At 68.1% G+C, this 24,790-nt stretch carries 20 protein-coding genes; 11 read left to right on the top strand and 9 right to left on the bottom strand.

Annotated features, from left to right (window positions below):
- Nucleotides 1-159: 159 nt before the first annotated feature.
- The 7 genes from ABLE94_RS06910 to ABLE94_RS06880 all read right to left on the bottom strand — a co-directional run bounded on the left by ABLE94_RS06910 (nt 160) and on the right by ABLE94_RS06880 (nt 10,592).
- Entirely contained in the window at nt 160-1,749 is a 1,590-nt protein-coding gene (locus ABLE94_RS06910; protein WP_348808406.1) for an HNH endonuclease signature motif containing protein, read from the bottom strand.
- A 440-nt stretch (nt 1,750-2,189) separates the two neighbouring features.
- Nucleotides 2,190-3,548 carry a hypothetical protein gene (locus ABLE94_RS06905; protein WP_348808405.1) on the bottom strand — a complete coding sequence of 453 codons (1,359 nt, stop codon included), beginning with the start codon at nt 3,546-3,548 and terminating at the stop codon, nt 2,190-2,192.
- Between the two features lie 46 nt (nt 3,549-3,594).
- Nucleotides 3,595-4,416 (bottom strand): ABC transporter permease, encoded by an 822-nt coding sequence (locus ABLE94_RS06900; RefSeq protein ID WP_348808404.1) that lies wholly within the window; start codon nt 4,414-4,416, stop codon nt 3,595-3,597.
- Nucleotides 4,413-5,402, bottom strand: coding sequence for an ATP-binding cassette domain-containing protein (locus tag ABLE94_RS06895; RefSeq protein ID WP_348808403.1), 990 nt, complete (start codon nt 5,400-5,402; stop codon nt 4,413-4,415). The genes ABLE94_RS06900 and ABLE94_RS06895 overlap by 4 nt, the downstream gene beginning before the upstream one ends.
- A 66-nt stretch (nt 5,403-5,468) precedes the next feature.
- Complete coding sequence (locus ABLE94_RS06890) at nt 5,469-8,432, bottom strand: ATP-binding protein (RefSeq protein ID WP_348808402.1); 2,964 nt, start codon at nt 8,430-8,432, stop codon at nt 5,469-5,471.
- A gap of 41 nt (nt 8,433-8,473) precedes the next feature.
- Nucleotides 8,474-9,046, bottom strand: a complete 573-nt coding sequence (locus ABLE94_RS06885; RefSeq protein WP_348806121.1) for a nitroreductase family protein — start codon at nt 9,044-9,046, stop codon at nt 8,474-8,476.
- 10 nt (nt 9,047-9,056) lie between these two features.
- Complete coding sequence (locus tag ABLE94_RS06880; protein WP_348806120.1) at nt 9,057-10,592, bottom strand: MFS transporter; 1,536 nt, start codon at nt 10,590-10,592, stop codon at nt 9,057-9,059.
- Nucleotides 10,593-10,839: 247 nt separating this feature from the next.
- Between ABLE94_RS06880 and ABLE94_RS06875 the strand changes: the two genes are divergently transcribed.
- A complete protein-coding gene (locus ABLE94_RS06875) occupies nt 10,840-11,535 on the top strand; it encodes a TetR/AcrR family transcriptional regulator (RefSeq protein WP_348806119.1) in 696 nt (231 codons plus the stop codon).
- Nucleotides 11,536-11,708: 173 nt separating this feature from the next.
- Complete coding sequence (locus ABLE94_RS06870; RefSeq protein WP_348806118.1) at nt 11,709-12,158, top strand: hypothetical protein; 450 nt, start codon at nt 11,709-11,711, stop codon at nt 12,156-12,158.
- A 139-nt stretch (nt 12,159-12,297) separates the two neighbouring features.
- Here the strand turns inward: ABLE94_RS06870 and ABLE94_RS06865 are convergent, their stop codons facing one another.
- Complete coding sequence (locus ABLE94_RS06865; RefSeq protein ID WP_348806117.1) at nt 12,298-13,677, bottom strand: putative hexosyltransferase; 1,380 nt, start codon at nt 13,675-13,677, stop codon at nt 12,298-12,300.
- A gap of 118 nt (nt 13,678-13,795) precedes the next feature.
- On the opposite strand from ABLE94_RS06865, the gene ABLE94_RS06860 reads away from it, so the two are divergent.
- Genes ABLE94_RS06860 through ABLE94_RS06850 form a run of 3 tightly spaced genes read left to right on the top strand, consistent with a single transcriptional unit; the run spans nt 13,796 to nt 17,176 of the window.
- On the top strand, nt 13,796-15,061 hold the full coding sequence (locus tag ABLE94_RS06860) for an aspartate kinase (RefSeq protein WP_348806116.1): 1,266 nt from the start codon (nt 13,796-13,798) through the stop codon (nt 15,059-15,061).
- A gap of 3 nt (nt 15,062-15,064) precedes the next feature.
- The gene (locus ABLE94_RS06855; RefSeq protein WP_348806115.1) at nt 15,065-16,093 is read left to right on the top strand and encodes an aspartate-semialdehyde dehydrogenase; all 1,029 of its coding nucleotides are present in this window, start codon (nt 15,065-15,067) and stop codon (nt 16,091-16,093) included.
- Nucleotides 16,094-16,147: 54 nt separating this feature from the next.
- Nucleotides 16,148-17,176: a fused (3R)-hydroxyacyl-ACP dehydratase subunits HadA/HadB gene (locus tag ABLE94_RS06850; RefSeq protein WP_348808401.1), complete on the top strand. Its 1,029-nt coding sequence runs from the start codon at nt 16,148-16,150 to the stop codon at nt 17,174-17,176.
- A 10-nt stretch (nt 17,177-17,186) separates the two neighbouring features.
- Here ABLE94_RS06850 and ABLE94_RS06845 read toward each other — a convergent pair whose 3' ends face one another.
- Complete coding sequence (locus tag ABLE94_RS06845) at nt 17,187-17,903, bottom strand: FadR/GntR family transcriptional regulator (protein WP_348806113.1); 717 nt, start codon at nt 17,901-17,903, stop codon at nt 17,187-17,189.
- 155 nt (nt 17,904-18,058) lie between these two features.
- On the opposite strand from ABLE94_RS06845, the gene ABLE94_RS06840 reads away from it, so the two are divergent.
- From ABLE94_RS06840 to ABLE94_RS06815, 6 genes are all read left to right on the top strand, one after another.
- Nucleotides 18,059-18,565 carry a gluconokinase gene (locus ABLE94_RS06840; protein ID WP_348806112.1) on the top strand — a complete coding sequence of 169 codons (507 nt, stop codon included), beginning with the start codon at nt 18,059-18,061 and terminating at the stop codon, nt 18,563-18,565.
- Complete coding sequence (locus ABLE94_RS06835; RefSeq protein ID WP_425476159.1) at nt 18,565-19,953, top strand: GntP family permease; 1,389 nt, start codon at nt 18,565-18,567, stop codon at nt 19,951-19,953. The genes ABLE94_RS06840 and ABLE94_RS06835 overlap by 1 nt, the downstream gene beginning before the upstream one ends.
- Before the next feature lie 101 nt (nt 19,954-20,054).
- The gene (locus ABLE94_RS06830) at nt 20,055-21,341 is read left to right on the top strand and encodes a lipase family protein (protein WP_348806110.1); all 1,287 of its coding nucleotides are present in this window, start codon (nt 20,055-20,057) and stop codon (nt 21,339-21,341) included.
- Between the two features lie 675 nt (nt 21,342-22,016).
- Nucleotides 22,017-23,396, top strand: a complete 1,380-nt coding sequence (locus tag ABLE94_RS06825) for a hypothetical protein (RefSeq protein WP_348808469.1) — start codon at nt 22,017-22,019, stop codon at nt 23,394-23,396.
- A gap of 55 nt (nt 23,397-23,451) precedes the next feature.
- Nucleotides 23,452-24,111, top strand: coding sequence for a hypothetical protein (locus ABLE94_RS06820; protein WP_348808400.1), 660 nt, complete (start codon nt 23,452-23,454; stop codon nt 24,109-24,111).
- A gap of 86 nt (nt 24,112-24,197) precedes the next feature.
- Nucleotides 24,198-24,653, top strand: a complete 456-nt coding sequence (locus ABLE94_RS06815) for a Fur family transcriptional regulator (RefSeq protein WP_348808399.1) — start codon at nt 24,198-24,200, stop codon at nt 24,651-24,653.
- Nucleotides 24,654-24,790: the final 137 nt, after the last annotated feature.

The raw sequence follows: 24,790 nt of genomic DNA, 5'->3' as shown, positions 1-24,790 counted from the left end.
GGAAACCGACTGCAGCGCACCCAGACTCCCGCCGATCGAGCCGTCACCGTCTCGCCGGTCGAGCCGCCTCGTGCGAGCTTGCGAGCCCGTGGCGTGTCGAGACCACGCAACCCGACGCTGGAAACCGATTGCAGCGCAGCACCACCCGACGGCAGTGACCTACCGCGGATAGGTGGTGATGGTCTCCCCGGTGACCGGATCACGCCAGATGACAGCCCGATCCGACAACATAGTGGGGATCAACAACCCCATGTGCTTGCGCTGATGGTCCGGGGTACACAACGGCATCAGGTTGAATTCCACGGTCCAGCCACCGGTGATCGGATCCTGGTGCACGAACTTCACCACGTGATCGATCTGGCATTCACTGGCCGGTCGCCCGCAATGCGGGTACCGGCACGTGCCATCCAACTCGATGATCTTCTCCCGCAACCACGCCGGAATCCGATACGTCAACGCACGCGGCGGCGGGAAGAAATAGCCGCCGTGCCCGGTCGGGTCGATCGGTGCCGCCGGGAACGGATCGTCGAGGCGACGCCACGCCGCCGGTATCCGGTCCAGAGAGGTGGTGGTGCTGATGCTGGGGATGTCCAGGGTGGGAAACTCGGTGACGGTGACGAGCTGTCCCGAACTGATCAAGATTGCAGCGTGAGCGTCGTCGACAACGCCGAAGTACTCCAACCGAGCTTCCCGCTGCCCGGACGGGTCGGTGATCAACGACAGCGACAACTGCGCATCGGTGTCCGCGTCGGGTTGTGCCTCAACAGTATCCGTTGCCGCACAGTCAGCGTCGTCACAGTCAGCGTCGCCGTCGGTGATCGTCTCGGGATCGTCGGTCATGTCGGCGTCCGCATCGACCTCGACATCGCCAGATAGATCAGTCGCGGCGGGGTCGATGTCGAGTTCGGTCAGGCCACTGGGTTCTTCCGGCAAGGGGATCGCCCGCGAGCAGTCGCCCCGACCGCACTCACACGACAGCTGCGCGCCGGGCAGTCCTTGGATTTCGGCGAACGCCGCGACCTGCACCTGACCCTGACGACGCGGATCACGCGGGCAGATCCGCTCACTGATCATCTTCGCGATCCGCGCCGCCAGATGGGCACCCATCTCACCTGGTGCGTAGACGGAGATGCTGCAGTGCCCGTTGGTGTCTCGGCGGACCCGCACATTCTGGTCACGTGCGGCAGCTTCCTCGCGACGGTCCGCGGCGCCGTCGGGATCCAGGGCGATCACCATCTCGATGACCTGATCCCGCAGGGTCTTATCCGCCTGATTGCGTTCGGCCAGTTGCAGTGCACGGGTTTCGGCGAAGGCGCGGACGTCGTCGTCGGACAGGACGGCGATCTCGTTGGCGATGATGCGGATACGTTCCAGCGAGTGGTCACCGTCCAAGAACGCCGCGGTCACGGTCGGGAGCGTCGACAGCAGGAAGCTGAGCGTCATCCACGCGGTGGCTTGCGGCACCGAGACGCCCAGGGTGGTGGATACCTTGCCGGTGGCGGACTTGTCGACGGCGCCGGTGGTGTGCACGTTGGTCTGATGGCCCGAGAGCAGCATCTCGTCGTACACGGTGTGCCCGATCCGCGCCGCGGAGAGCACTTTCCGCGCGATCACTTGTCGTTCCTGGCGTTGCAGGGAACGAGCCAGAGCGGTCGCGGCCTCGACGGGGAGGTGATCGATCATGGCGGCGTCGTCGGCGGTCATCGACAGTTCCGGTGCCTTGTGGCTGCCAATCATGTTGGTGGCCATGATGTTCACCTCCTCTGCTCGGTCGGATCAACTGAACTGAGTCAAGTGTAGCGAGGGGGTCCGACAAGTTTCTTCGGCGCGGAATCGGTTGGTGGTGGCCCGGTTTCGATGTCAGTTTGCCGAAGTGGTCTCGATACGCGACGAGCTCGCTTCGCTCGCGCGGCGCACTCGACCAGCGGGGGTGAAGCTGGTGCTTGCGTACTGCTTGCGGCTTGCGGAGGTGGCCTCGACCTCGACAAGCTCGGCCGGGCGGATACACCGACTCGCAAGCTCGTCGGCACTCGGCCAGCGGGGGTGCGGAGGTGGTCTCGATATGCGACGAGCTCGCTTCGCTCGCGCGGCGCACTCGACCAGCGGGGATTAAGCACACTCGGCCAGCGGGGACCAGGCGCACTCGACCAGCGGGTTGCGTGCACTCGGCCGGCGGGGCCGCTGAGGTCCTACTCCTCTGGCTGGGCGCCCCAGAACGATCCGTCGAGATCCCAGCGTGAGAGTTCCTCGGCGACCAGCGATGTGAGCGTTGCGGTGTTGGCGACGCGGTCGGGATCGAGTGCGGTGATGCACAGGGTGATGTGTCCGGCGCTGCGCGATGACCAGCCACTGATGCCGCCGGCCATCCGGCGCATCACGTCCAGGGAGGCGCCGACGGTCATCGAGCGCATCGCCACCGAACCGGGCAGTCCGGTTCCGAGGCCGGCGAATCCGGCGTCGAGGGTGCCCAGGTTGGATGCGAGACACAGGGGTGCACGGGAGTCGGCGGCCAGTCGTCGGACGATGGAGTCGCCCAGTGGCTGAGCCAGACGGCCCAGCAGCGCAAGTGAACTCGGTGCACCTGTTGCCGAGGCGAACGCGGTCTTGCTGGCCGTGCGCAACGGACTCAGATCGGTGCGCAGGGCGGGGCTCACCCGTATGCGGGCGGTGACGCCGGTACTCGCATTCGCCCGTCGATCGCCCGGGATACGGGTCGAGACGGGCAGATTCACCGGGATCTCGTCGCCGTCGGCGACCGCGCCAGAGTCTTCGAGAATGCCGATGACGATGGCGGTGAACAGGGTGTTGGCGGTACCGCCGACGCGTTTCGCGACCACGTCGAAGGCGGCATCCGGGATGGTGACGATGACGGTCGGACTGACTCCGCCCCAGTCCTCGGCCGACACGGCAGGTGCGGGCGTGGTCGGACGCGGGAGTGGTGCGGGTTGAGCGCGGTGTCGCGCCAGTCGATAGGCGGCGACGGCGCTGGTGCGCAGCGCATCGGCACCCTCCCGCACCGTGTCCAGCACGCCGGTGTCGGCATCGGCGGCGTCATAGCCGATGCCGTCGAGGGCTTCGCCGATGCCGGTGATCACCGCGCCGCCATCGCCGATGACATGCGAGGACACCCAGGACACGAACGTCTCGTCGGTATCGCGTGTGGTGATCGCACTCATGCGCCACGACGGACCGGTGACACTGTCGATCCCGAGATTGGCTTGCGCCAGCGCCCACGCGGCACCGTCGGCGGCGTCGATCTGCTCGTCGTCGAAGGCGTGACGTCCCGCATCCGGCGTGTGAACCCATCGGTCCCGCAACGGAAATGCGGACCGGACAACCAACCTGCTGAGCCGTCCGCGGGCCAGTGCCGCGCCGAGTTCGGCGAAGCGTGCGGGATCGAGGTGGGTGGGCAGGCGCCAGACGGCCTGGTTGACCACCGGTAGTCCCATCGCGTGTTCCATCCGGACGAACAGGTCGTCGTCGGGGGTGAGTCGTTCCGGGCGGCCGGGTGCCGCGGACATCGATGTGGGGTGTGCGGCGATGGTCACCAACAGTTTTCGTCCTTGTCGTGCGGGTGGGGAGGAACGGGCGTCGTCAGGCCTTACGCAGGTACGCGCGCACCGTGATCGGCGCGAAGACGGCGATGATGATCAGCGTGCCGAGCAGGGTCCACGCGACGTGGCCGGTCACCGTGCCGTCATTGATCAACGACCGCAATGACGACACCAGATGCGAGATCGGGTTGACGTCGGCCAGGTTCTGCATCCAGGTGGGCATCGTCGTCACCGGGACGAAGATGTTGGAGGTGAACGTCAACGGCATCAGCACCAACATCGAGACACCCTGCACCGCCGACGCTTTGGACATCAGCACGCCCATGAGGGCGAAGATCCAGCTGATCGCGAAGGCCGCGAACATGGTCAGGATCACCCCGGCGACGGTGCCCAGCACGCTGTTGGGTCGGTACCCCATCACCATCCCGACGCCGATCGACATCACCGAGGCGATGAAGTAGCGCACCACGTCGGCGATGAGCGATCCGGCCAGCGGAGAGATCCGGGCTATCGGCAGGGAGATGAATCGGTCGAACACCCCGCGGTCCATGTCTTCTCGGAGTTGCACACCGGTGACCACCGAACTGGTGATCGCCACCGACACCAGCACACCCGGAACCAGTTGCGGCAGATACGCATCCACGCTACCGGCGATGGCCCCACCGAAGATGTTGGCGAACATCACGGTGAAGACGATGGGGATGACGATGACGTCGAAGAGCTGCTGCGGGGTGTGCTTGAGTCGCAGCAATCCGCGGCGGGTCATCGTCAGGGTGTCGGCGACGACCTTGCCGGGCCCGATGCGTTCGATGATCGGCCCGAAGTCGATTCCGGGTGAGGGGCTTTCGGTGACAAGCGTCATGCCGCGGCCCCGCTTTCGGTGGCGGCGTCCGTGTCGGATGCCGGCGGGGCCGCCGGGGCGGCCGTGATGGAGAAGAAGACGTCGTCGAGACTCGGTCGGCGGACCGAGATCTCGGCCACCGTGATACCCGCATCCTCGAGCGCGACCACCGCCCGCGCAGAGAGCGACGGGTCGGCGATCGGCGCCACCAGCCGCCCGTTCTCCGGGGTCGCGGTCACCGTCGCGTCGAGTACGCCGCGCAGAACCCGTGCGGCGGCGTCGAGCCGGGCCGGTTCCACCGCGATCTCCAGAGAACGGGTACCGACGCGGTCCTTGAGGGAGTCGGCGTCTCCGGAGGCGACGACGCGGCCGGAGTCGATGACGACGAGGGAATCGGAGAGTTGGTCGGCCTCTTCGAGGTACTGGGTGGTCAGCAGCACCGTGGTGCCCTGATCGACGAGATCACGCACCACCGACCACACCTGGGTGCGGGTGGTGGGGTCCAGGCCGGTGGTCGGCTCGTCGAGGAAGAGCAGGGCCGGCGTGCGGATCATCGAGGCGGCCAGGTCGACGCGGCGACGCATGCCGCCGGAGAATCCGCTGACCGGACGGTTCGCCGCGGCACTGAGCCCGAACTGCTCGATCAACTCGCTGCCGCGGGCGCGGGCCTTGCGACCACTGAATCCGAGCAGCCGCCCGAACAATTCGAGATTCTCCAGCGCGGTCAGATCCTCGTCGACCGATGCGTACTGCCCGGTCAGGGAGATCAGGGAACGCACAGCGGTGGGATCGCCGGTCAGGTCCCGTCCGAAGATGGTGGCATGGCCGGAGTCCGGGCGGATCAGGGTCGCCAGCATGCGGACCGTGGTCGTCTTGCCGGCCCCGTTGGGTCCGAGGACGCCGAGGACCGAACCGGTGGGCACGGTGAGCGAGACGTCGTCGACGGCGACGACGTCACCGAAGGTCTTGCGCAGGTGCTCCGCGTTGATCGCGATGTCGGGAAGCATGCCGACCACAGTGCCCGGCCGGCCTTTCATCTCCCTTTCACCGGTGCGTCGACGACGCCTCGAAACCTATCCGACCAGCCGAATCAGGCTCCGACGGTGTGACCGAGGTCCCTCGCCCAGGTCGATCACCGCGAAGTCGCGCCGGTAGTGGGCACCCCGGGCGGCGGCGGCGAGCGGATCGTCGGCGGCGCGGTTCTCGACCAGACAGATCGCCGCGGCCGCCCCGGCCAGCGCCGGCAGATTGACGGTCGGTGCCGCCACCAGAAACCGCAACGCGACGCCGAGTGCGTCGGCCGCGAGCCGTGCGGCCACCTCGGCGCCGGACCGGGCCAGGATCACCGCACGCACCCCGTGCAGGTAGGCCGAGTGCCCGTCGTGCGGCGCCCCGATGATGGCGATCGCGGTGTCCGCGGAGCGCCGCGCCGCCTGCGGGTTCTCCGGCAGGCGCAGCACCGACAGGGCCATGTGGGCGGTGGCGACGTGCGGGCGCCGCGAATCACCGGCGGCGAGCAGGCACGCCTCGAGGATCTCGGTGGCCGCGGCCGGATCCGAGGGTGCCAGGGCCAGGGCCTGATGGATGCGGATACCCGTGGACTCGTCGGAGAACCCGATCGTGGCGAAGTCGTCGGCGCTGCGGGCATAGAGGGCGGCCGCACCCGGTCGGTCCCCGGTCAGGGCATGCCCGCGGCCGAGCCGTTGGCGGGCGGCGGCGATCAGCCACGGGTGTCCCGCCCGCTCGGCGCACACCAGCGCCGCCAGGGCGCATCGACGGGAGAAGTGCACCGCCGCATAGAATTCGGCGACATCGGAGCGGACGATCTCGGCGAGTGCGGCGACCACGGCGTCGGAGGAGCGAGTGGCGTCGGTGAGGATGCGCGCGGTCGCACGCGGCGATCCGGTGACGATGTCGACGGCCAGTGCGATCGGCCCGGCGGTTGCCGGTGCCCGGCGGACCGTGGCGCGCAGCCGTGTCCGCGCCCGCGCGGCCTCCCGGAATCGTCCACGAACCATGAGATAGGCGGTGGCGCACAATAATCCGAGTACGTCATCGGGACTTCCGGGGTGATCGAGGGCGATCACCGCGAGCCGCTCGGCGTCGGGGTAACCGCCGGTGCGCACCAGACGCCACAGGGTGATGGGGAGCAATCGGGTGACGGCACCCGGGATGGCGGCGGTGGCGGGATCGTCGAGGGCGGTCAACACCGCGTCGGTGCTCTCGTCGAGGCGTCCGGCGGCGTCACCGACCCGGCCGGCGATCAGATCATCGGTCGTCGGGGCCACGACATCGGCTGCCCAGGAGACGAATTCGTGATGCAGCGACCGATGGACCGGCGGGTCCAGCCGAGTGCGTTCCCGGACGAACTCCCGCACCGTCTCGGTGATCCGGTACCGCGTGCGGCCGTCGTCGAACTCGACGACGCTCGCCATGTGGTGATCACAGAGTTCGGCGAGCGCGGGCAGCGTCACCGACCCGAAACCCAGAGCGTCGTCGATACGCACCTCCGCGGGGAACAGGGCCAGGACCGCCAGGGTGCGTTGGGCGGACGGGCTCACCAGGTCCCAGCTGGCGGCGACGACGTCGGCGATGCGATGGTGTCGGCCCGCACCGGCGACGGCGAGCAACCCGAAACGTGCGTCGAGTCGCCCGACTACATCGGCCAGCGACAGGTAACGCAGTTGTGCCGCTGCGAGTTCCAGTGCCAACGGGGAACCGTCGAGGCGTCGGCACAACTCGATCAGCAGGCCGCGATCGAGGTGAACGTCCGACCGCAACTCGCGGGCCCGCCGGGTGACGAGTTCGACGCCGCGGTCGGTGTCGAGCGGGCCGACGGTCACGATGCGCTCGTCGGGCACCCCCAGCGGGGTCGTGCTGGTGGCCACGACGGTGAGATCGGCTCGGCGGGAACGGATGTCGTCGACGAGGTCGGCGACGAAGGCCACCAGGTGTTCACAGGTGTCGAGCACCACGAGCGCACCGACGGGGCTCAGCTGGGCGAGGACGGCGCCGGTGGTGACCGACGGCGCGGCCGTCGAGATGTCCTGTTCGGGCAGGGAGCCCCGTCCCAGCGCGATGGCGACGGCGGCCGCGACGTCGTCGGGATGTCGGGCCGCCGACAGGTCGACGAAGACCTCGGCAGGTCGGGTCGACGCGATGTACTCGGTGATCAGTCGGGTCTTGCCGATGCCGCCGGGGCCGACGATCGTCACCAGCGATGATCGTGCAATCGCCTCGGCGAGTTCGGCATTGGTGCCGGCGTCGGCGAGGAACGTGTCGGCCGGCGGTGCCGGGGTGTGGGGCAGCGGAGCGAACGCGAGGGCGGCGCTATGGGCGGCGGCAAGTGCCGGACCGGGATCGGCGCCCAGCCGCTCGGCGAGTTCGGCACTGATCTCCGCGTGGATGCGGAGCGCCGCATTCGGATCGCCCGCGGCCAGGTGGGCCCGCATCTGGAGCGCCGCGAGATGCTCGTCGAGTGGCAGATCGCCACGCATATCGGCGATCTCGGCCGCCACGCCGGCCGGGTCGTGTGACAGGCGGGCATGCCACTCCCGCTCGAGCGCGGCGCGGTGGGCGCGATCGGCCCGGGCGCGCAGGCGATCCCGGAGTTCACCGGCCGGCAGGTCGGCGCCGGCGTCGCCACGCCAGAGCGCGAGCACCCGGGCCGCGCCGGCCCCGTCCGGGTCGTCGTCGAGGTCCGACAGTGATTCGGCCACAGCGAGATCGGAGACCGGCACGGCGAGATCGAGTCGATATCCGGCGGCCGAGCCCACGATCGATCCGGTACCGAGGACCTGCCGAAGGCGGGACATCTGCGTTTGCACGGCCCCGGCCGGATTCTGTGGCGGCCGGTCTGCCCAGGCGTCGGCGACCAGTGCGGCGACGCCGACCGGCCGCGGATGGGCCAGCGCGAGGGCGGTCAGCAGTGCCCGGGCGCGCCCGGACGTGATGGGTGTCTCGTCGTCACCGTCGATGACCGTGATGGGACCCAGCAGCCCGACACGGGGATGCGTCTGCGGCGGCGGGGAACTCATCGGGGAGCGATCGGCGGCCGGCGGTGGTCAGTCGGCGGTGATCAGTCGGCGGGGTAGAAGGACGTGCCCCACTGCCCGGCAAAGGTGATGTCGTGCAAGGGGAGTCGTTCCCGGGGCCAGGCGTCGCGTTCGGCGACCTCGGGGGCGAGGGTGGTCGGGTCGGCGGCCAGGCGGGCCAGGGCGAGGACCAGCATCGGTCGGGACTCGGCCGGGACACCGAACTCCGCCCGCGCGGCGGCAACGTCGAATCCGGCCATCGGGTGCGCGTTGAGCCCCATCGAGACGGCCTGGATGCTCATCTGTGCGGCGGCGAATCCGAGGTCGACGGCGCCGTACTCGTGCACCATGGCGTCGTCGGGATTGTTGCTGGTGCTCAGCAGGATGAGGGCGCCGGCGGCCGGTGCCCAACTCTTGTTGCCGCGGTTGAGGGTTGCGGCCAGCCGCGTGAAGGTGTCGTCGCCGCGGAGCCCGACGATGAACCGGACCGGCTGGATACGGCCCCAGGTGGGTGCCCATCGGCCGGCCTCGAGGACGTCGGTCACCTCCGCGGTGGTGATCGTCGCCTCGGGGTCGTAGCCGCGGGCGCTCCAGCGATTCTCGATCGGTGCGTGCACCCCGACGAGCCTACGGTGTCTCGACGGCGGCATCGTCGTCGTCGCCGACCGGTGTGCGCAGCACCACAGCCAGGACCACCGCCAGCACCGACAACGTGATCACCGCGGCCAGCGATGCCGCGTGGATGCCGTCGACGAAGGCGCTGCGTGCGGCGTCGGCCAGTGCGGTGCCGTCGGGGCCCAGCTGCCCGGCGTCGTGCAGGGTCTCACCGAGGGTGTCGCCGAAGTTCCGGCCGTCGGCGTGCTCACGGAACACCAGCGTGGCCAGCGACCCGAGCAGGGCCAGGCCGAGCGCGGTCCCGAGTTCGAAGCTCGTCTCGGAGATGCCCGACGCCGCGCCGGACCGTTCCGGCGGAACCGAACCGACCACGATGTCGGAGACCAGGCTGAACTGGATGCCGTAGCCGATACCGGCGACCGACGTGGCCACCAGATAGATCCAGAGCGGGCTGTCGGTGGTCAGCCACAGCAATCCCAGGTTGCCGGCGGCGGCCAGGACCACCGAGCCGATGAACGCGGTGCGCACACCCACCCAGGCGGCGACGCGGCTCGCGCCGATCGAGAACACGGCGACGGCGATGGCCATCGGCAGACCGGCGAGGGCGGCGGCGAGCACGTCGTGGCCCATCACCGACTGCAGGTAGACCCCGGTCAGATACGAGGTGCCGCCGAGGGCCATCATGCCGACCAGCGCCACCGCGACGGCGGAGCTGAACTGCGCATTGGCGAAGAGCTTCAGGTCGAGCAGTGGTGCCCGCGCGGAGCGTTGCTGCACGATGAACACCGCGAACATCGCCACGCCCACCACGCCGATGACGGCGACGAGCGGGGTGACGCCCTCGGCGGCCATCGTCTTGATCGAGTAGACGATCGGCAGGATCGCCAGCAGCGACAGGACGACGCCGACGATGTCGAAGCGGTCGGTCGACGGGGCCCGGTACTCGGGCACCAGGCGCGGGGCGAGCAGGAACAGCACGGCCAGCACCGGCACGTTGATGAGGAAGACGACACCCCACCAGAAGTGGTGCAGCAGAACGCCTCCCACCACCGGACCGATGGCCGAGCCGCCGGCGAAGGCGGCCGTCCACACGCCGATGGCGCGACCGCGGTCACGGGCGTTCGGGAACATGTTGGCGATCAGCGACAGGCTCGACGGCATCAGCGTCGCGCCGCCGATCCCCATCAGGGCACGCGCGGCGATGAGGATGCCGGCGCTCGGTGCGAACGCGGCGATCACCGACGCGATACCGAAGACGGCGGCGCCGGCCAGCAGGATGCGCCGACGACCGAGTCGGTCACCGACGTTGCCCATGGTGATGAGCAGGCCGGCGATGAGGAAGCCGTAGATGTCGAGAATCCACAACTGCTGCGCGGCCGTCGGTTCGATGGCGTCGGTGATCGACGGGATGGCCAGGTACAGGACGGAGAAGTCCATCGACACCAGCAACACCGGCAGGGTCAGCACGGCCAGACCCAGCCAGGTTCGGCGATCGGCGCGCGCGGGTTCGCGGTGACGCTGATCGACGGGGCGGTACTGGGTGGACATGATGCGACTCTCCGTGTGCTCGTGGGGATGGTGGTGCTCGTGGGGATGGTGGTGCTCGTGGGGATGGTGGTGCTCGGTGGGGATGGTGTCCGGTGTGGACTGTGCTCGGTGTGGACGGTTCTCGTCGAAGCGACGCGTACGTCGTACGCTCACTGACGGTACGGATATGAGTACGCTGTACGCAAGTGGGTTATTCCCGGTGAATGTCACACGTGGTGACCCGGCGGTCGGTCAGGAGGGAGAAACGGTGGCCCCGCAGACGCAGAAGCTGACGACGTCGGCGATCGTCGATTCGGCCATCGCCATCGCCGACCGTGACGGACTCGACGCGCTCTCGATGCGCCGGATCGCCGACGATCTCGGTGTCGGCGCGATGTCGTTGTACCGGCACGTCGCGGACAAGGATGCGCTGCTGGTCGCGATGGCGGCCGAGGTCGGACGGCGTTTTCCCTATCCCGTCGAGATGGACCCGGCGCCGACGTGGCGCGAGCGGATCGCCATCGCCACCGACATCGACTGGCAGCTCTATCAGCGCCACCCGTGGGTGGTGCTGGCCTACTCGGTGCCACGCTACGGATTCGGCGACGACTCCCTCGAGGGGCTCGAGTGGCTGTCCGACGGATTCGGGCAACTCGGCGTCGAACCCGCGCGCGCGGTCGAGATGGTGCTGACGTTCTGGAGTTACGTCAACGGCGTCGCCCTGGTCGGCGTCAGCGAGCAGATCCTGCGCGCCGAGGGGACGGCCGCCGACGCCGGCGGTGGGCTCGGCGATCTGCTGCAGGGCTGGACCGAACGCGACGACGACACCCGGCTGGCATCGCTGCCGATCGTGTCGTCGGTCGCGGCGCGGGCCGACGTCGGACGTCTGCTGTCGCCACGCACCATCCTCGACGCCGGCGTGGCCTACCTGTGCGCAGGTTTCGAAGCGTCGAGTGGGCGCTGATCCCCGTCGAGTGGGCGCCGTTGCCTGTCGAGTGGGCGCCGATCCTCGTCGAGTGTGCTCACCCGCCGACACGCATATCTGATATCTCGCCGCTATGGTGAACCCGCCATGCTGTATGGTGCAGAAGCCGCATGGCGGTCACAGATGATTTCCGATGAGGGTTGGGGGAACACATGAAAATGGTTGTGCGACTGATGCTTGCCGCGCTGGCGGCATGTTCGATGGGTATGGCGCTGGCTCCGGCGGCCTCGGCGGCGCCGACCGGCGATCACGCGTGGGTATTCCGGTTCGATGCCGGCACCACCCAGCTGCTGGCCACCGACCAGGCCTACGAGCTCACCGATGCCATATCCGACCTCGCGATCGACAATGACGAGGTGCTGCCACCGGAGCTGGTCGACGCGTCGATCAATGCGTACTTGGCGACGGTGATGGCGGACTGGATCACCGAGGACGCCGGACCTGGGTCGTGTTTTGAACTGCAGGTCATCGACCGCGGGACGCCGGTGACGTCGTTGATCGGCACCGGCTTCGACCGCTGCCCGTGGCAGGTGCCGTCGGTGAGTCAGACGACGGTACCGCGCGACTCGGGCCTCGACGGCACGTTCGCGGCGCTCGCCTGACGACGACGTCGTAAACCCGACACGTTCGTCCCCCAGAAGCTGATTCGTCCGGCAGACATTCCTCGCCGACGATGAGGTTTCTGGGGGACGAACGTTCTTCCCCCACTTTCGGCAGGCCTTGCGGACCCGCGACCGGCCCTCACATCGCGTGCGGATACACCGTCAGCATGTGCGCACCGAACCAGGCGCTGCCGACGACGATCGGGACGAGCGCGGCGATGGCCGTGGCCGGGCGGGCGCGGGCGAACAGGATCGCCAGCGGGATCAGCAGCACGAACGCCGGCAGCAGCAGGCGGGGGCGGCTCATCATCAGCCCGCTCGACAGCACGATCGACGCGACGACGAGCACGCCGTAGGTCGCGACCGGCCACGGCAGTCGCGCCCAGATCGCCACGCACACCAGCACCAGGGTGCCGACGATGATCCACGCGGTGGCCACCGGGGCGATCTCACCGGAGTTCACCAGCATGTCGTTGACGAAATCGAATGCGGCCACACCCCAATCGAATCGGGTGTCCCAGCCCTGGGTCTGGATGGTGAACCAGCCCGTCGGTGAACCCGTGTGCGCCCACACCACGGCGAGATACCCGAGATACCCGAGCGGGCTGATGACGACGGCGAGCCAGCCCCGCACCGCCGGCCACCCGGCGAACGGAGACCGCCCCGAACCGAACAGATCGATCAGCGCGGCCAGCATCACCACCCCGATCACCACCACCGCCGTCGGACGAACGGTCCCGACCAGGCAGGCGCAGATCCCGGCGAGCAGCCAGCGGCGTTCCAACACGCCGACCAGCGCCCAGATGCTCAGCACGCAGAACAGGGTTTCGGTGTAGGCCATGTTCAGCACCACCGACATGGGTGTCGCGGCGAAGATCGCCACCAGATACAGGCCGACGCGGCGCGGGTCGACGACGCGGCCGTCAGCAGAGTCGGCCGTCTCGGATGCGGTGGCGTCCGGCGCCGACACCGCGTCGACCATCGGTGACCGGCCGGCCATCCGACGCACGCACAGCGCTCCCAACCGGGCGACGCCGACCGCGGCGACACAGCCCAGCACCAGGTTGAGCAGGACCGCGGCCGCGAACGGCGAGACGAACGGGAGTTTCGCGATCAGCCCGACCGCATACGGGTAGCCGGGGAAGAATGCGTACGCCGTGTCCGAGGAGTGGATGCCGCGAGCGTCGGTGAGGTCGATCGGCACGCCGCCGTAGCCGTGTTCGGCGATCGCCAGCATCCATTTGCCGTCCCAGGCCGCCAGCGAGTCGCGCAATGACACGCCGCGCAGGACGTCGAAGCGGGCCAGGACGGCGATGCCGATGGCCCGAATGACCAGGTAGATGCCGATCGGCAGGATCCACGAACGCCAGTCGGGGACCCGGCCGCGCGTCGCGAGCGCGTCGTCGTCCGGGCTCGTGGGCTCGGCCTGTGCACGCTGCGCACTCGTGGTGGACACGCCAGAGATGGTAGGGCAGAGCGCTGTGCGTCGGGTCGGGTGTCGGCGGTACCGGTCACACATCCGAGCGCGGGAGCCCCGCGGGTCACCGGCGACCACCGGCGCCCGCATGCCCCTGACCGACCGCCGGTAAGGTTGCCATGGCAAACACAGACGACAACCATGCAGGGAGGCAGCCGACGTGGCACTCGTGGTGCAGAAATATGGCGGATCCTCGGTCTCCTCGGCCGAACGCATCCGTCGTGTCGCCGAGCGCATCGTCGAGACCAAGAAGCAGGGCAACGACGTGGTCGTGGTGGTGTCGGCGATGGGTGACACCACCGACGAACTGCTCGACCTCGCCCAGCAGGTCAACCCGGCACCCCCGCCGCGCGAGATGGACATGCTGCTCACCTCGGGCGAGCGGATCTCCAATGCGCTGGTCGCGATGGCGATCAGCTCACTGGGTGCGCAGGCGCAGTCGTTCACCGGCTCCCAGGCCGGCGTGATCACCACCAGCAGCCATGGCGCGGCCAAGATCATCGACGTCACGCCGGGCCGGGTCCGGGCAGCGCTCGACGAGGGCAAGATCGTGCTCGTCGCCGGGTTCCAGGGGGTGTCGCAGGACACCAAGGACATCACCACGCTGGGCCGCGGCGGCTCCGACACCACCGCGGTGGCGCTGGCCGCCGCGCTGGAGGCCGACGTCTGCGAGATCTACACCGACGTCGACGGCGTCTACACCGCCGACCCGCGGATCGTGTCCGACGCACGTCGGCTGGAGACCGTCTCCTTCGAGGAGATGCTCGAGATGGCCGCATGCGGCGCCAAGGTGCTCATGCTGCGGTGCGTGGAATACGCCCGCCGATACAACGTTCCCGTTCACGTGCGCTCGTCGTACTCGACCAAACCCGGCACCTTGGTCGCCGGATCGATGGAGGACATTCCCGTGGAAGAAGCAATTCTCACCGGTGTCGCACACGACCGCAGCGAGGCCAAGATCACCGTCGTCGGCCTCGAGGATCGACCCGGCTACGCCGCCAAGGTGTTCCGGGCCGTCGCCGACGCCGAGATCAACATCGACATGGTGCTGCAGAACATCTCGAAGGTGGAGACCGGCAAGACCGACATCACCTTCACCCTGCCGCGGGAGCTCGGTCCGCTCGGCGTGGAGAAGCTGACCAAGCTGCAGTCCGAGATCGGCTTCACCGATCTGCTCTACGACGATCACATCGGCAAGGTGTCGCTGGTCGGTGCCGGCATGAAGAGCCATCCGGGGGTGACCGCCACCTTCTGTGAGGCGTTGAGCGACGTCGGCATCAACATCGAACTCATCTCGACCTCCGAGATCCGGATCTCGGTGCTGTGCCGCGACACCGAACTCGACGACGCGGTGCGCGCCCTGCACGAGGCCTTCAAGCTCGGTGGTGACGAGGAAGCCGTCGTCTACGCGGGAACGGGGCGCTGAACCATGGGTGTGAGTATCGGAGTGGTCGGCGCCACCGGGCAGGTCGGTGGAGTCATGCGAACCCTGTTGGCGGAACGCAAGTTCCCTGCCGATTCGGTGCGCTTCTTCGCCTCCCCGCGGTCGGCGGGTAAGAAGCTGCCGTGGGGTGACGGCGAGATTGTCGTCGAGGATGCCGCGACCGCCGATCCGTCGGGTCTGGACATCGCGTTGTTCTCCGCGGGCGCCACCATGTCGCGGGAGCAGGCGCCGCGCTTTGCCGCCGCGGGTGCGACCGTCATCGACAACAGTTCCGCCTGGCGCAAGGATCCCGATGTGCCGCTGGTGGTCTCGGAGGTCAACGGGGAGTTGGCGAAGAACCCGCCGAAAGGCATCGTCGCCAACCCGAACTGCACCACGATGGCCGCGATGCCGGTGCTCAAGCCGCTGCACGACGAGGCCGGTCTGACGCGTCTGATCGTGTCGTCGTATCAGGCGGTGTCCGGTAGCGGACTGGCCGGTGTGGAAGAGCTTGCCTCCCAATCCCGTGCGGTGATCGATGACGTCGAGAAGCTGGTCTACGACGGGTCCTCGGTGAACTTCCCGGCGCCGGTCAAGTATGTGGCCCCCATCGCGTTCGACGTGGTCGCGCTGGCCGGTGCGCTGGTCGACGACGGTTCCGGTGAGACCGACGAGGATCAGAAGCTGCGCAACGAATCCCGCAAGATCCTCGGTCTGCCGGAGTTGCTGGTGAGTGGCACGTGTGTGCGCGTGCCGGTGTTCACCGGTCACTCGTTGTCGATCAACGCCGAGTTCGCCTCGCCGCTGTCGCCGCAACGTGCCACCGAAATCCTTTCCGGCGCACCGGGCGTCGAGGTCGTCGAGGTGCCGACGCCGTTGGCCGCGGCCGGTAAGGACGATTCCCTGGTCGGACGTATCCGGCAGGACCCCGGCGTGCCCGACGGGCGTGGGCTGGCGCTGTTCATCTCGGGTGACAACCTGCGAAAGGGTGCTGCACTCAACACGATTCAGATCGCCGAGCTACTCGTCGGCTGACGCGCCGTCGCGCGGCGACCGGCATCGTCCCTCACCACCGTTAGGTAATGCCTCATGTCCTCTCCTGATGCCCCGGCGATCGCCGATCGGCTCGGCCACTATTACCAGGTCGACGGCACCTATCTCGTCGGCCGCGAGAAGATCCGCGAGTACGCGCGTGCGGTGCAGGACTTTCACCCGGTGCACCGCGACGAATCCGCCGCGGCCGCACTGGGTTACTCGGGACTGGTGACGCCGCTGACGTTCACCTCGATCCCGGCGATGTCGGCCAACCGCTCCCTGCTGGAGACCGTCGTCGTCGGTTACGAGACCTACGTGCAGACCGAGCAGGTGTTCGAGCAGCATCGGCCGATCGTCGAAGGCGATGAACTGACCACCGACGTCGAACTCACCGGAGTGCGTCGGATCGCGGGCCGCGACATGTTCACCATCACCAACACGTTCACCGATACCGCCGGGGAGACGGTGCACTCCATGCACACCACCGTCGTCGGCGTGGGCGGCGACGAGGTCGACCAGTCGATGACGGCGCTCGCGCGCAGTCTGATGGTGCACGACGTGACCGTGCTGTCCACCGACGCGGTCGGCGCCGACTATCACAAGACGGTGCGGCCCGATGTCCCGCAACGGTTTTCCAATGCCGGTGTCGAGCGCACGCCGGGCACGCTGCGGTTCGACGACCTGGTCGTGGGTGCCGAGTTGCCGCTGCGGCACGCACGGCTCTCCCGCGGCGATCTGGTCAACTACGCGGGTGTCTCCGGGGACGGCAACCCGATCCACTGGGACGAGGTGATCGCCAAGGCGGCCGGGCTTCCCGACGTGATCGCGCACGGCATGCTCACCATGGGACTCGGCGCCGGCTTCGTCTCCGCATGGGCGGGTGATCCCGGTGCCGTCACCCGCTATGCGGTACGGCTGTCCCAGGTTGCCGCCGTCTCCGCGGCCGAGGGCGGCGACATCGAGTTCTCCGGCAAGATCAAGTCGCTGGACCCTGAAACCCGAAGCGGCGTGATCCTGCTCATCGCCAAGTCCGGTGGCCGCAAGATCTTCGGCCTGGCGACGATGAACGTCCGCTTCAGCTGACCTCTGGTAGCTATTCGGACATCCGGTCGTGCTGTGCGACCGCTGATGCGGCCTCATCGATGATGGCGCGCATCCGGGCTTCCGCGGTGTCGGGATCGGCGAGACGGATCGCCCGAGCGACATCGTCGTGGAGAGCGATGGCCACGGGATTCGGTGTCGCCGGCATCATGCCGTGATGGGTCCGCCCGGACAGCACCTCGCCGACGACGCCGGTGAGCGCACGGAACATCTCGTTCGCGCTCGCCTCCAGCAGCGCGCGATGAAAGATCTTGTCCGCCTGGAGATATGCGTCGAGATCGCCGGTCCGGCCGTGTACCGCCATGTCGGAGGCCGCGGCCGCGAGCACCCGGCACTGGTGTTCGTCGGCGCGAACGGCCGCCAAAGCGGCTGCGGCGGGCTCGATTCCGCGTCGTAACTCGGACAGGGTGAGCAGGAAGTCCTCGCGTTCGTCGCCGTCGAGGCGCCACCGGATGAGCCGTTGATCGAAGACGCTCCACCGCGTGCGCGGCTGCACGGTGATGCCCACGCGGCGGCGCGAGGCGACCATCCCCATCGATTCGAGTACCCGGATCACCTCGCGTGCGACGGTCCGCGACACCGCGTGTTGGGTGCAGATCCCGTCCAGCGTCAGTACGGCCCCGACGGGCAGGTCCCCGGCGGCGATCCGGGCGCCGATGGTGCCGAGGACCAGCTCGTGCCGGTCATTCGGGCCTGTTTCCTGACTCACCCACACATCCTCTCATTGATCGGGTCTCGGGATGAATGATCGGGTAAGTGCGCCGCTCTGGTTCATATAGAACTACGAGAGACCAGAATTACTTGTATTAATACTACTTATACGGCACACTCTGTGATCGGAAGCACAAGCGATGAGGAGAGCTCATGGGGTCACCGGTGGTGGTTATGGGAGTGTCGGGATCGGGTAAGTCAACGGTGGGAGCGGCGCTGGCGCAGCGTCTGCGGGTGCCATTCGCCGACGCCGACGACTTTCACTCGGCGGCCAACGTCGCGAAGATGTCGGCCGGTGAACCGCTCACCGACGACGATCGCGGGCCGTGGCTCGACGAGATCGGTGTCTGGCTGGCCGACCACGCCGACGGCGGGGTGATGAGTTGTTCGGCGCTGCGGCGCATCTACCGCGACCGGTTGCGGGCGCACTGCCCAGCGGTGCGATTCGTTCATCTGGAGGGGTCGCTCGACGTCATCCGGCGTCGTCAGGCGTCGCGGCCGGGACACTTCATGCCGGCCTCGCTGCTCGCATCGCAATTCGAGACCCTGGAACCGTTGGGGTCGGATGAAGCGGGGCTCGCTGTCGACGTCGACCAGAGTGTCGATGCGATCGTCGATGCTGTTGCGAGTGACCATGATTCCGAGGGGAGCCGGTCATGATGTCGCCGATGCTGCTCGCCGCCGACGCGGACCTGCCCGAACCCGTCGCCGGAGGCTGGCAACTGGTGCTGGCCGCGGTGGCCGGTATCGCGGTCATCGTCGTGACCATCACCTGGGTGAAACTGCACCCGTTCCTCGCCCTCATCCTCGGTGGCGCGACCGTGGGAATGGTTGCCGGCGAGTCGATTCCGACGGTGCTGGAATCGTTCACGAAGGGTTTCGGTTCGACCGCGGCCGGGGTCGGCATCCTGATCGCGCTCGGTGCGATGTTCGCCAAGCTCCTCGCCGACTCCGGTGGTGCCGACGAGATCGTCGACACCATCGTCGGGCATGCGAGCCCGCGGATGCTGCCGTGGGCGATGGCGTTGGTCGGCGCCATCATCGGTCTGCCGATGTTCTTCGAGATCGGCCTCGTGCTACTCATGCCGGTGATCTACCTCGTCGCCCGGCGATCGGGAATCGGGTTGATCCCCATCGGGATTCCCGCCCTGGCCGGGTTGTCGGCGATGCACGGATTCGTGCCGCCGCATCCGGGCCCGCTGGTCGCCATCGATGCGCTCGGCGCCGACCTCGGGTTGACCCTGGCGCTCGGCGTCGCCGTGGCCATCCCGACCATCATCGTCGCCGGTCCGCTGTTCGGCACCCTCGCGGGAAAGTGGGTGCCACTCGACGCCCCGCACACCTTCGATGCCGACCCGGCCGACGGGCCGACCTCACGCCGCCCCGGATTCGGGGTCACGATGGCCACCGTTCTGCTGCCGGTGGTGCTGATGCTCGGCAAGGCGATCGCCGAGATCGCCATCTCCGACGACGGCAACCCGATCCGGCAGGTCCTCGACGTGCTCGGAACGCCGTTGATCGCCCTGCTGGTCGCGGTCATCGTCGCCATGGTCAACTTCGGGCGCGGGTCGGGCATGGACCGCGACACCATCTCCACCTGCGTCGGATCGGCGTTGCCGCCGATCGCCGGCATCCTGCTGATCGTCTCGGCGGGCGGCGGGTTCAAACAGGTCCTCGTCGACACCGGTATCGGCACCCTGCTCGCCGATTGGGCGTCGGCGGCGAACATCTCGGTGATCCTGCTCGGCTGGGTGCTCGCCGCGCTGATCCGCGTGGCCACCGGTTCGGCGACCGTCGCAACGATCACCGCGTCGTCGCTGATGCTGGGGCTCGTCGACGGCCTCTCGTCCGGTCAGGTGTCGCTGGTGGTGCTCGCGATCGGCGCCGGCTCGGTGTTCCTGTCGCACGTCAACGACGCCGGGTTCTGGCTGGTCAAGGAGTACTTCGGGATGAGTGTCGGCCAGACGTTCAAGACGTGGTCGGCGATGGAGACGATCCTGTCGGTGACCGGGCTGATCGTGGTCTCGGCGCTCGGGGTGGTGATCTGAGGCGACGCGGGGGTGGCGCGTGCTGGTGAATCGTCACGTCGCCGGAACGTTTCGTGACCCCTGCCACGCCCCGTTGTTACCGTGTGGTAGGTTACCTCGGCATGAGACACATTCGGGGATTCACCTCATCACGGCAACGTTCCTGGACCGTTCGGATCGCGAGCGTCGTCACCGCGGGTGCCGTCGTGGGCACCGGCCTGAGCATGGCCGCACCGGCGGCGCAGGCCGCCGATTTCTACACTCCGCCGGCGTCGTTCAACTCGACGCCCGGCTCGATCATCCGCAGCGAGGCCTCGCCGCTGCTGCTGCAGATCCCGGGTGTAGCGAACCAGTGGCCGGGGACCGCCAAGCGCATCATGTACACCTCGACCTATCAGGACGGATCACCCGCGCCGGTGACCGGCACCGTCGTCGAGCCGACCGCGCCGTGGCAGGGCAAGGGGCCGCGCCCGACGGTGGTCCTCGGTCCGGGCACCGTCGGCCAGGGTGATCAGTGCGCCGGGTCGAAGCTGATGAGCTTCCCGCTCGCCATCGACCCCAGCAAGCCGAGCATCGCGGTCAACTACTCCGCTCTCGAGATGAACCTGCTGCTCATCAACGGTGTGCGAGTGGCGATCACCGACTACATCGGCATGGGTACCCCGGGTATCCACACCTACGTGAATCGCGCCGAATCCGGACACGCCATGCTCGACGCGGCGCGGGCCGCGCTGAAGGTCGCGGGCGCACCGGCCGATTCGCCGGTCGGCTTCTCCGGATACTCCCAGGGTGGCGGCGCCGCCGCGTCGGCGGCCGAGCTGGCCGCCACCTACGCCCCGGATCTGAACGTGAAGGCCACCTACGCCGGTGCACCGCCCGCGGATCTGTCGAAGGTCATCGACCAGATCGACGGGACGTTCATCGTCGGCGGTATCGGCTACGCGATCAACGGCCTCGAGGCCCGCTACCCCGCACTCAAGACCGTCGTCGACCGTGAGACGAATGCCAACGGCCGCGCGGCACTGAAGACACTGTCGACGCAGTGCATCGGAGACACCGGACTGGCCTTCGGATTCCAGCGCACCAGTCAGTGGACGCGCAGCGGAAAGCCGTTGTCGGCGGTCATCAATCAGTACCCCGACGTGAAGGCAGTCGTCGACGAACAGCGGATCGGTCGGCTCACGCCGAACGCGCCGGTGCTGCTCGAAGGTGGCATCAACGACGACGTCATCCCGTACGGCCAGGTGCGTCAGCTGTACCAGGATTGGCGTGCCAAGGGTGCCGACGTGCGTATGGTGACCAACCCGATCCCGCCGATCTTCCCGGGTCTCGTCGTCAACCATGCACTGCCGATGATCACCACGCTGCTGCCCGCGACGAGCTTCCTGATGAGCGAGTTCAACAGCTGATCCCCGTGACGTCCCCGTGGACGAACCCTTCCCCGGACCAACCGCCGGGGGAGCGTTCCGTCCACGGGGACGTTGTCGTCGGGTGACGTTGACGGCGCTCTCTCCCACGTTGACAGCGCTCTCTCTGACGTTGACGGCGCTCTCTCTGACGTTGACGGCGCTCTCTCTGACGTTGACGGCGCTCTCTCTGACGTTGACGGCGCTCTCTCTGACGTTGACGGCGCTCTCTCTGACGTTGACGGCGCTTTCTCCCGCGTTGACAGCGCTCGCATCAGGCCTTCTTACTTCCGATCGGTTTCCAGCCTGACCTTCACAGGGCCTCGACACCTCCTCGGCCAGCGCCTCGTCGGGCTCGGCCGGCGGTTGGGAGAGCGCTGTCAACGCAGTATCGAGCGCTGTCAACGCAACTCAGGGCGCTGTCAACGGGGAGACGAGCGCTGTCAACGAAACTCAGGGCGCCGTCAACGGAGAGGTGAGCGCTGTCAGTGGCCACGCGGGCGCTGTCAACGTCGAACAGAGCGCGGTGAACGAGGCCGCGCGAAACCCTGGCCGGATCGGCTCGGATGTGATGTGCTGTCGCGCATGCGGATACGGGTGAGACGCGGGACCGGTACTCGAGCGTCGCGGTCGACGGTCGTGGCCACGAAGACCGTGACCCTGATGACCGTGGTCCTGATGGCCGCCGCCGTGCTGATCACCGGCGCGGGTGCGGCACAAGCGAATCCGCCGGCCGATCCGGGGCCACCGATCCTCGGTCCGGCGGGGACGTCGCTGATGCACGGCGATTTCGCGTCCACCGACTCCACGCCGCATCCCGGGCCGGGACGCGGTGCGCGACTGCTCGCGTCGTCGGTGCCCGGTGCTGCATGCGCGGCCACCTTCATCGGCTCGGACGGGATGCCGGTGTCGTTGTGCACCGGTTTCGTCGGCGCCGGTGGGGTCGCGGTGCCGACGGTGGTGCTGTTCGATCCGCGCACGGCCGCGCCGCTGGCCCGGACCGAGTTGCGCAAGGGTGGTCTGCTCGGCGGTGTGTACGGGTATCTCGACGGCAGTAACCGGGTGGTCGTCGCCGACGGGTCGAACTCGATTCTCTCTGTGGCGCACCGGCATACGACATCCGGATGGCAGGTCTACGTCGACGGCCGGATCGACGTGTCACGCCACATCCCGTCCGGCGATGCGATCACCGGGCTGGCCCCGGACGCCGCGGGACGGATCTGGTTCGCAACGACCCACGGGGTCGTCGGGCTGGTCAACCGTGACCGGACGGTGCGCGCCACCCATCTGCCGGCCGGGGAGGACCTCGGCAACGGGCTCAGCGTCCACCCCGGCGGTGTCTCGGTGATCACCACACATGCGCTCTACGAGATGTGGGCCGACCCGGGCGCCGCGCCACGAACGGTGTGGCGGCAATCCTACGACCGTGGTTCGGCCCGCAAGCCCGGCCAGCTCACCTGGGGATCGGGGACGACGCCCACCTACTTCGGTCCCGGTGGTGACGGGTGGGTGGCCATCGTCGACAACGCCGATGCGCGTCCGTCGCTGATCGTGCGGGAGTCCGACACCGGTCGCCTGGTCTGCCGGATGCCGGCGTTCGCCACCTCCGGGCAGGGCACCGAGAATTCGCCGATCGCGTGGGGGAATTCGCTGGTCATCCCCAGCACCTACGGCTATCAGTACCCGCCGATGGCGGTCTCGGGACCGTCGGTCCCGGCCGACGCCGGCTTCGTCGGCGGCTCCACGCGAATCGATGTGTCGGCGCAGGGCTGCCGGCGGGTGTGGGAGAACGGCGACCGCCTCGCGTCGCTGCCGAAACTCTCGCGCGCCGACGGTCTCATCCACGGTCTCGGTTACGGTCCGTACGTCGCGGGTTCGGTTCAGCAACTCGGGCCGGTCGACTACATCGCGACGGATTTCGCGACCGGCGCTCGGGTGGAGACGCTGCAGGTGGGCAGCGCGCCCGTCGACGAACCGCTCGAACTGACCGGAACGATCGCCGCCGACGGAACGCTCTGGCAGGCGACGGTGGGGCGGATGCTCAAGATCGGTTCCTGAACCGCCGAGCGCACCACCAAACCGTCGACGCCGCGTTGGGTGCGACAATGCGACTATGACCGACGCCACTCCCGACGATGCGGACCGCACTCCCACGCAGGCCGAACTCGACGCGGAGGATCTCGCCGAACTGCGCAAACGCAATTCCGCCGACCGTGACCGCGCGAACCTCTACCCGAAGCGTCCGGGCGCGCCCGGGCCCGCTCCCGCGGCCCTCGTGCTGCACGCCCGGGTGGCCTGGTGGGCGGCGGCGGTCTGTGGGCTGATCTGCATCGTCTACGGCGCAATCAACCTCGGGGCGACGCGTGACGCACTGCGCCACCGGATGCTCGTCGACGCGGTGACCACGCCGAAGGGGCAGCCGACCGGGGATCAGATCACCACCTTCGCCGATGTCCTCCCGGTGGCGGGACTGGTGATCGCGGCCCTGTTCCTGGTGGGCGAATACGCCTTCCTCGTCGCCGCGGCGAGTCACCACAGCCGCAACTGCCGCAACTTCTTCCTGGCGATCGTGGCGCTGCACCTGATGTGCATCCCGGTCGGGCTCGATCTGTTCTTCCGGTATCCGGAGTTGTGGTCGGGTGTGGTCGTCCTCGGATGGTTACAGTTCGCGTTGCTGGTCATCGCCGCGGTGATGACGCTGCGGCGCGCCGTCAACCGCTGGCTGCCCGAATCGACGCGGATGCGTCCGACGCGGATGCTGCGGTCGAGCTGAACCGGCGCCTGAGGCAAGGCTCACCTAATTAACTGGAATTCTTCCAAATACTGGACTTGTTCCAAATAAGCGGCTATGGTGGACTCATGCCGGATCGGACAGAGTTCACCCACGCGCTTCGCGCCGCAGGCCTCCGGGTCACCGCGCCGCGGCTCGCGGTGCTCGAGATCCTGCATGATCATCCGCATTCCACCGCCGATTTCGTGGCGGCCGGCGTGCGGGACCGGCTGGGTGGTGTGTCCACTCAAACCGTGTACGACGTTCTGCGGACCTGCTCCGAACGTGGCATGGTGCGCAGGATCGAACCGGCGGGCTCGCCGGTGCGCTATGAAACCCGCACCGGGGACAACCACCATCACCTGGTCTGCCGGTCCTGCGGCGAAATCATCGACATCGACTGCGTCGTCGGCCGGGCCCCGTGCCTGGACCCCGACCCCGATCATGGCTATGAGATCGACGAGGCAGAGGTGACGTTCTGGGGAAGGTGTCCGGCCTGCCGCACCACCGCCGCGCACGATGCGGGCTCCGACCCCGCCGGGTGAGCGGTCCACAAAGTTCCAGGCCTTGAAACCGCAGGGCGACAAGATAATTCGCAGATCTACCACATGGCGATCGACCACATGACGACGGTGCCACAGCCCGGTGCCGCGACCTGACGTACTCACGATTGGGAGCCACG

Source organism: Gordonia sp. VNK1 (assembly GCF_040049135.1).
Classification (GTDB): domain Bacteria; phylum Actinomycetota; class Actinomycetes; order Mycobacteriales; family Mycobacteriaceae; genus Gordonia; species Gordonia oleivorans.
Note: the sequence above shows the minus strand (reverse complement) of the source record. Positions and strands in the feature narration are given on the sequence as shown.

What these genes read in the sequence shown, in the direction of transcription:
- ABLE94_RS06820 (WP_348808400.1), top strand. Translation starts at nt 23,452, where the DNA reads ATGACCGACGCCACTCCCGACGATGCGGACCGCACTCCCACGCAGGCC.
- ABLE94_RS06865 (WP_348806117.1), bottom strand. Translation starts at nt 13,677, where the DNA reads ATGTGTGACCGGTACCGCCGACACCCGACCCGACGCACAGCGCTCTGC.
- ABLE94_RS06880 (WP_348806120.1), bottom strand. Translation starts at nt 10,592, where the DNA reads ATGTCCACCCAGTACCGCCCCGTCGATCAGCGTCACCGCGAACCCGCG.
- ABLE94_RS06910 (WP_348808406.1), bottom strand. Translation starts at nt 1,749, where the DNA reads ATGGCCACCAACATGATTGGCAGCCACAAGGCACCGGAACTGTCGATG.
- ABLE94_RS06850 (WP_348808401.1), top strand. Translation starts at nt 16,148, where the DNA reads ATGTCCTCTCCTGATGCCCCGGCGATCGCCGATCGGCTCGGCCACTAT.
- ABLE94_RS06855 (WP_348806115.1), top strand. Translation starts at nt 15,065, where the DNA reads ATGGGTGTGAGTATCGGAGTGGTCGGCGCCACCGGGCAGGTCGGTGGA.
- ABLE94_RS06840 (WP_348806112.1), top strand. Translation starts at nt 18,059, where the DNA reads ATGGGGTCACCGGTGGTGGTTATGGGAGTGTCGGGATCGGGTAAGTCA.
- ABLE94_RS06830 (WP_348806110.1), top strand. Translation starts at nt 20,055, where the DNA reads ATGAGACACATTCGGGGATTCACCTCATCACGGCAACGTTCCTGGACC.
- ABLE94_RS06815 (WP_348808399.1), top strand. Translation starts at nt 24,198, where the DNA reads ATGCCGGATCGGACAGAGTTCACCCACGCGCTTCGCGCCGCAGGCCTC.
- ABLE94_RS06900 (WP_348808404.1), bottom strand. Translation starts at nt 4,416, where the DNA reads ATGACGCTTGTCACCGAAAGCCCCTCACCCGGAATCGACTTCGGGCCG.
- ABLE94_RS06835 (WP_425476159.1), top strand. Translation starts at nt 18,565, where the DNA reads ATGTCGCCGATGCTGCTCGCCGCCGACGCGGACCTGCCCGAACCCGTC.
- ABLE94_RS06870 (WP_348806118.1), top strand. Translation starts at nt 11,709, where the DNA reads ATGAAAATGGTTGTGCGACTGATGCTTGCCGCGCTGGCGGCATGTTCG.
- ABLE94_RS06825 (WP_348808469.1), top strand. Translation starts at nt 22,017, where the DNA reads ATGGCCGCCGCCGTGCTGATCACCGGCGCGGGTGCGGCACAAGCGAAT.
- ABLE94_RS06890 (WP_348808402.1), bottom strand. Translation starts at nt 8,432, where the DNA reads ATGAGTTCCCCGCCGCCGCAGACGCATCCCCGTGTCGGGCTGCTGGGT.
- ABLE94_RS06895 (WP_348808403.1), bottom strand. Translation starts at nt 5,402, where the DNA reads ATGCTTCCCGACATCGCGATCAACGCGGAGCACCTGCGCAAGACCTTC.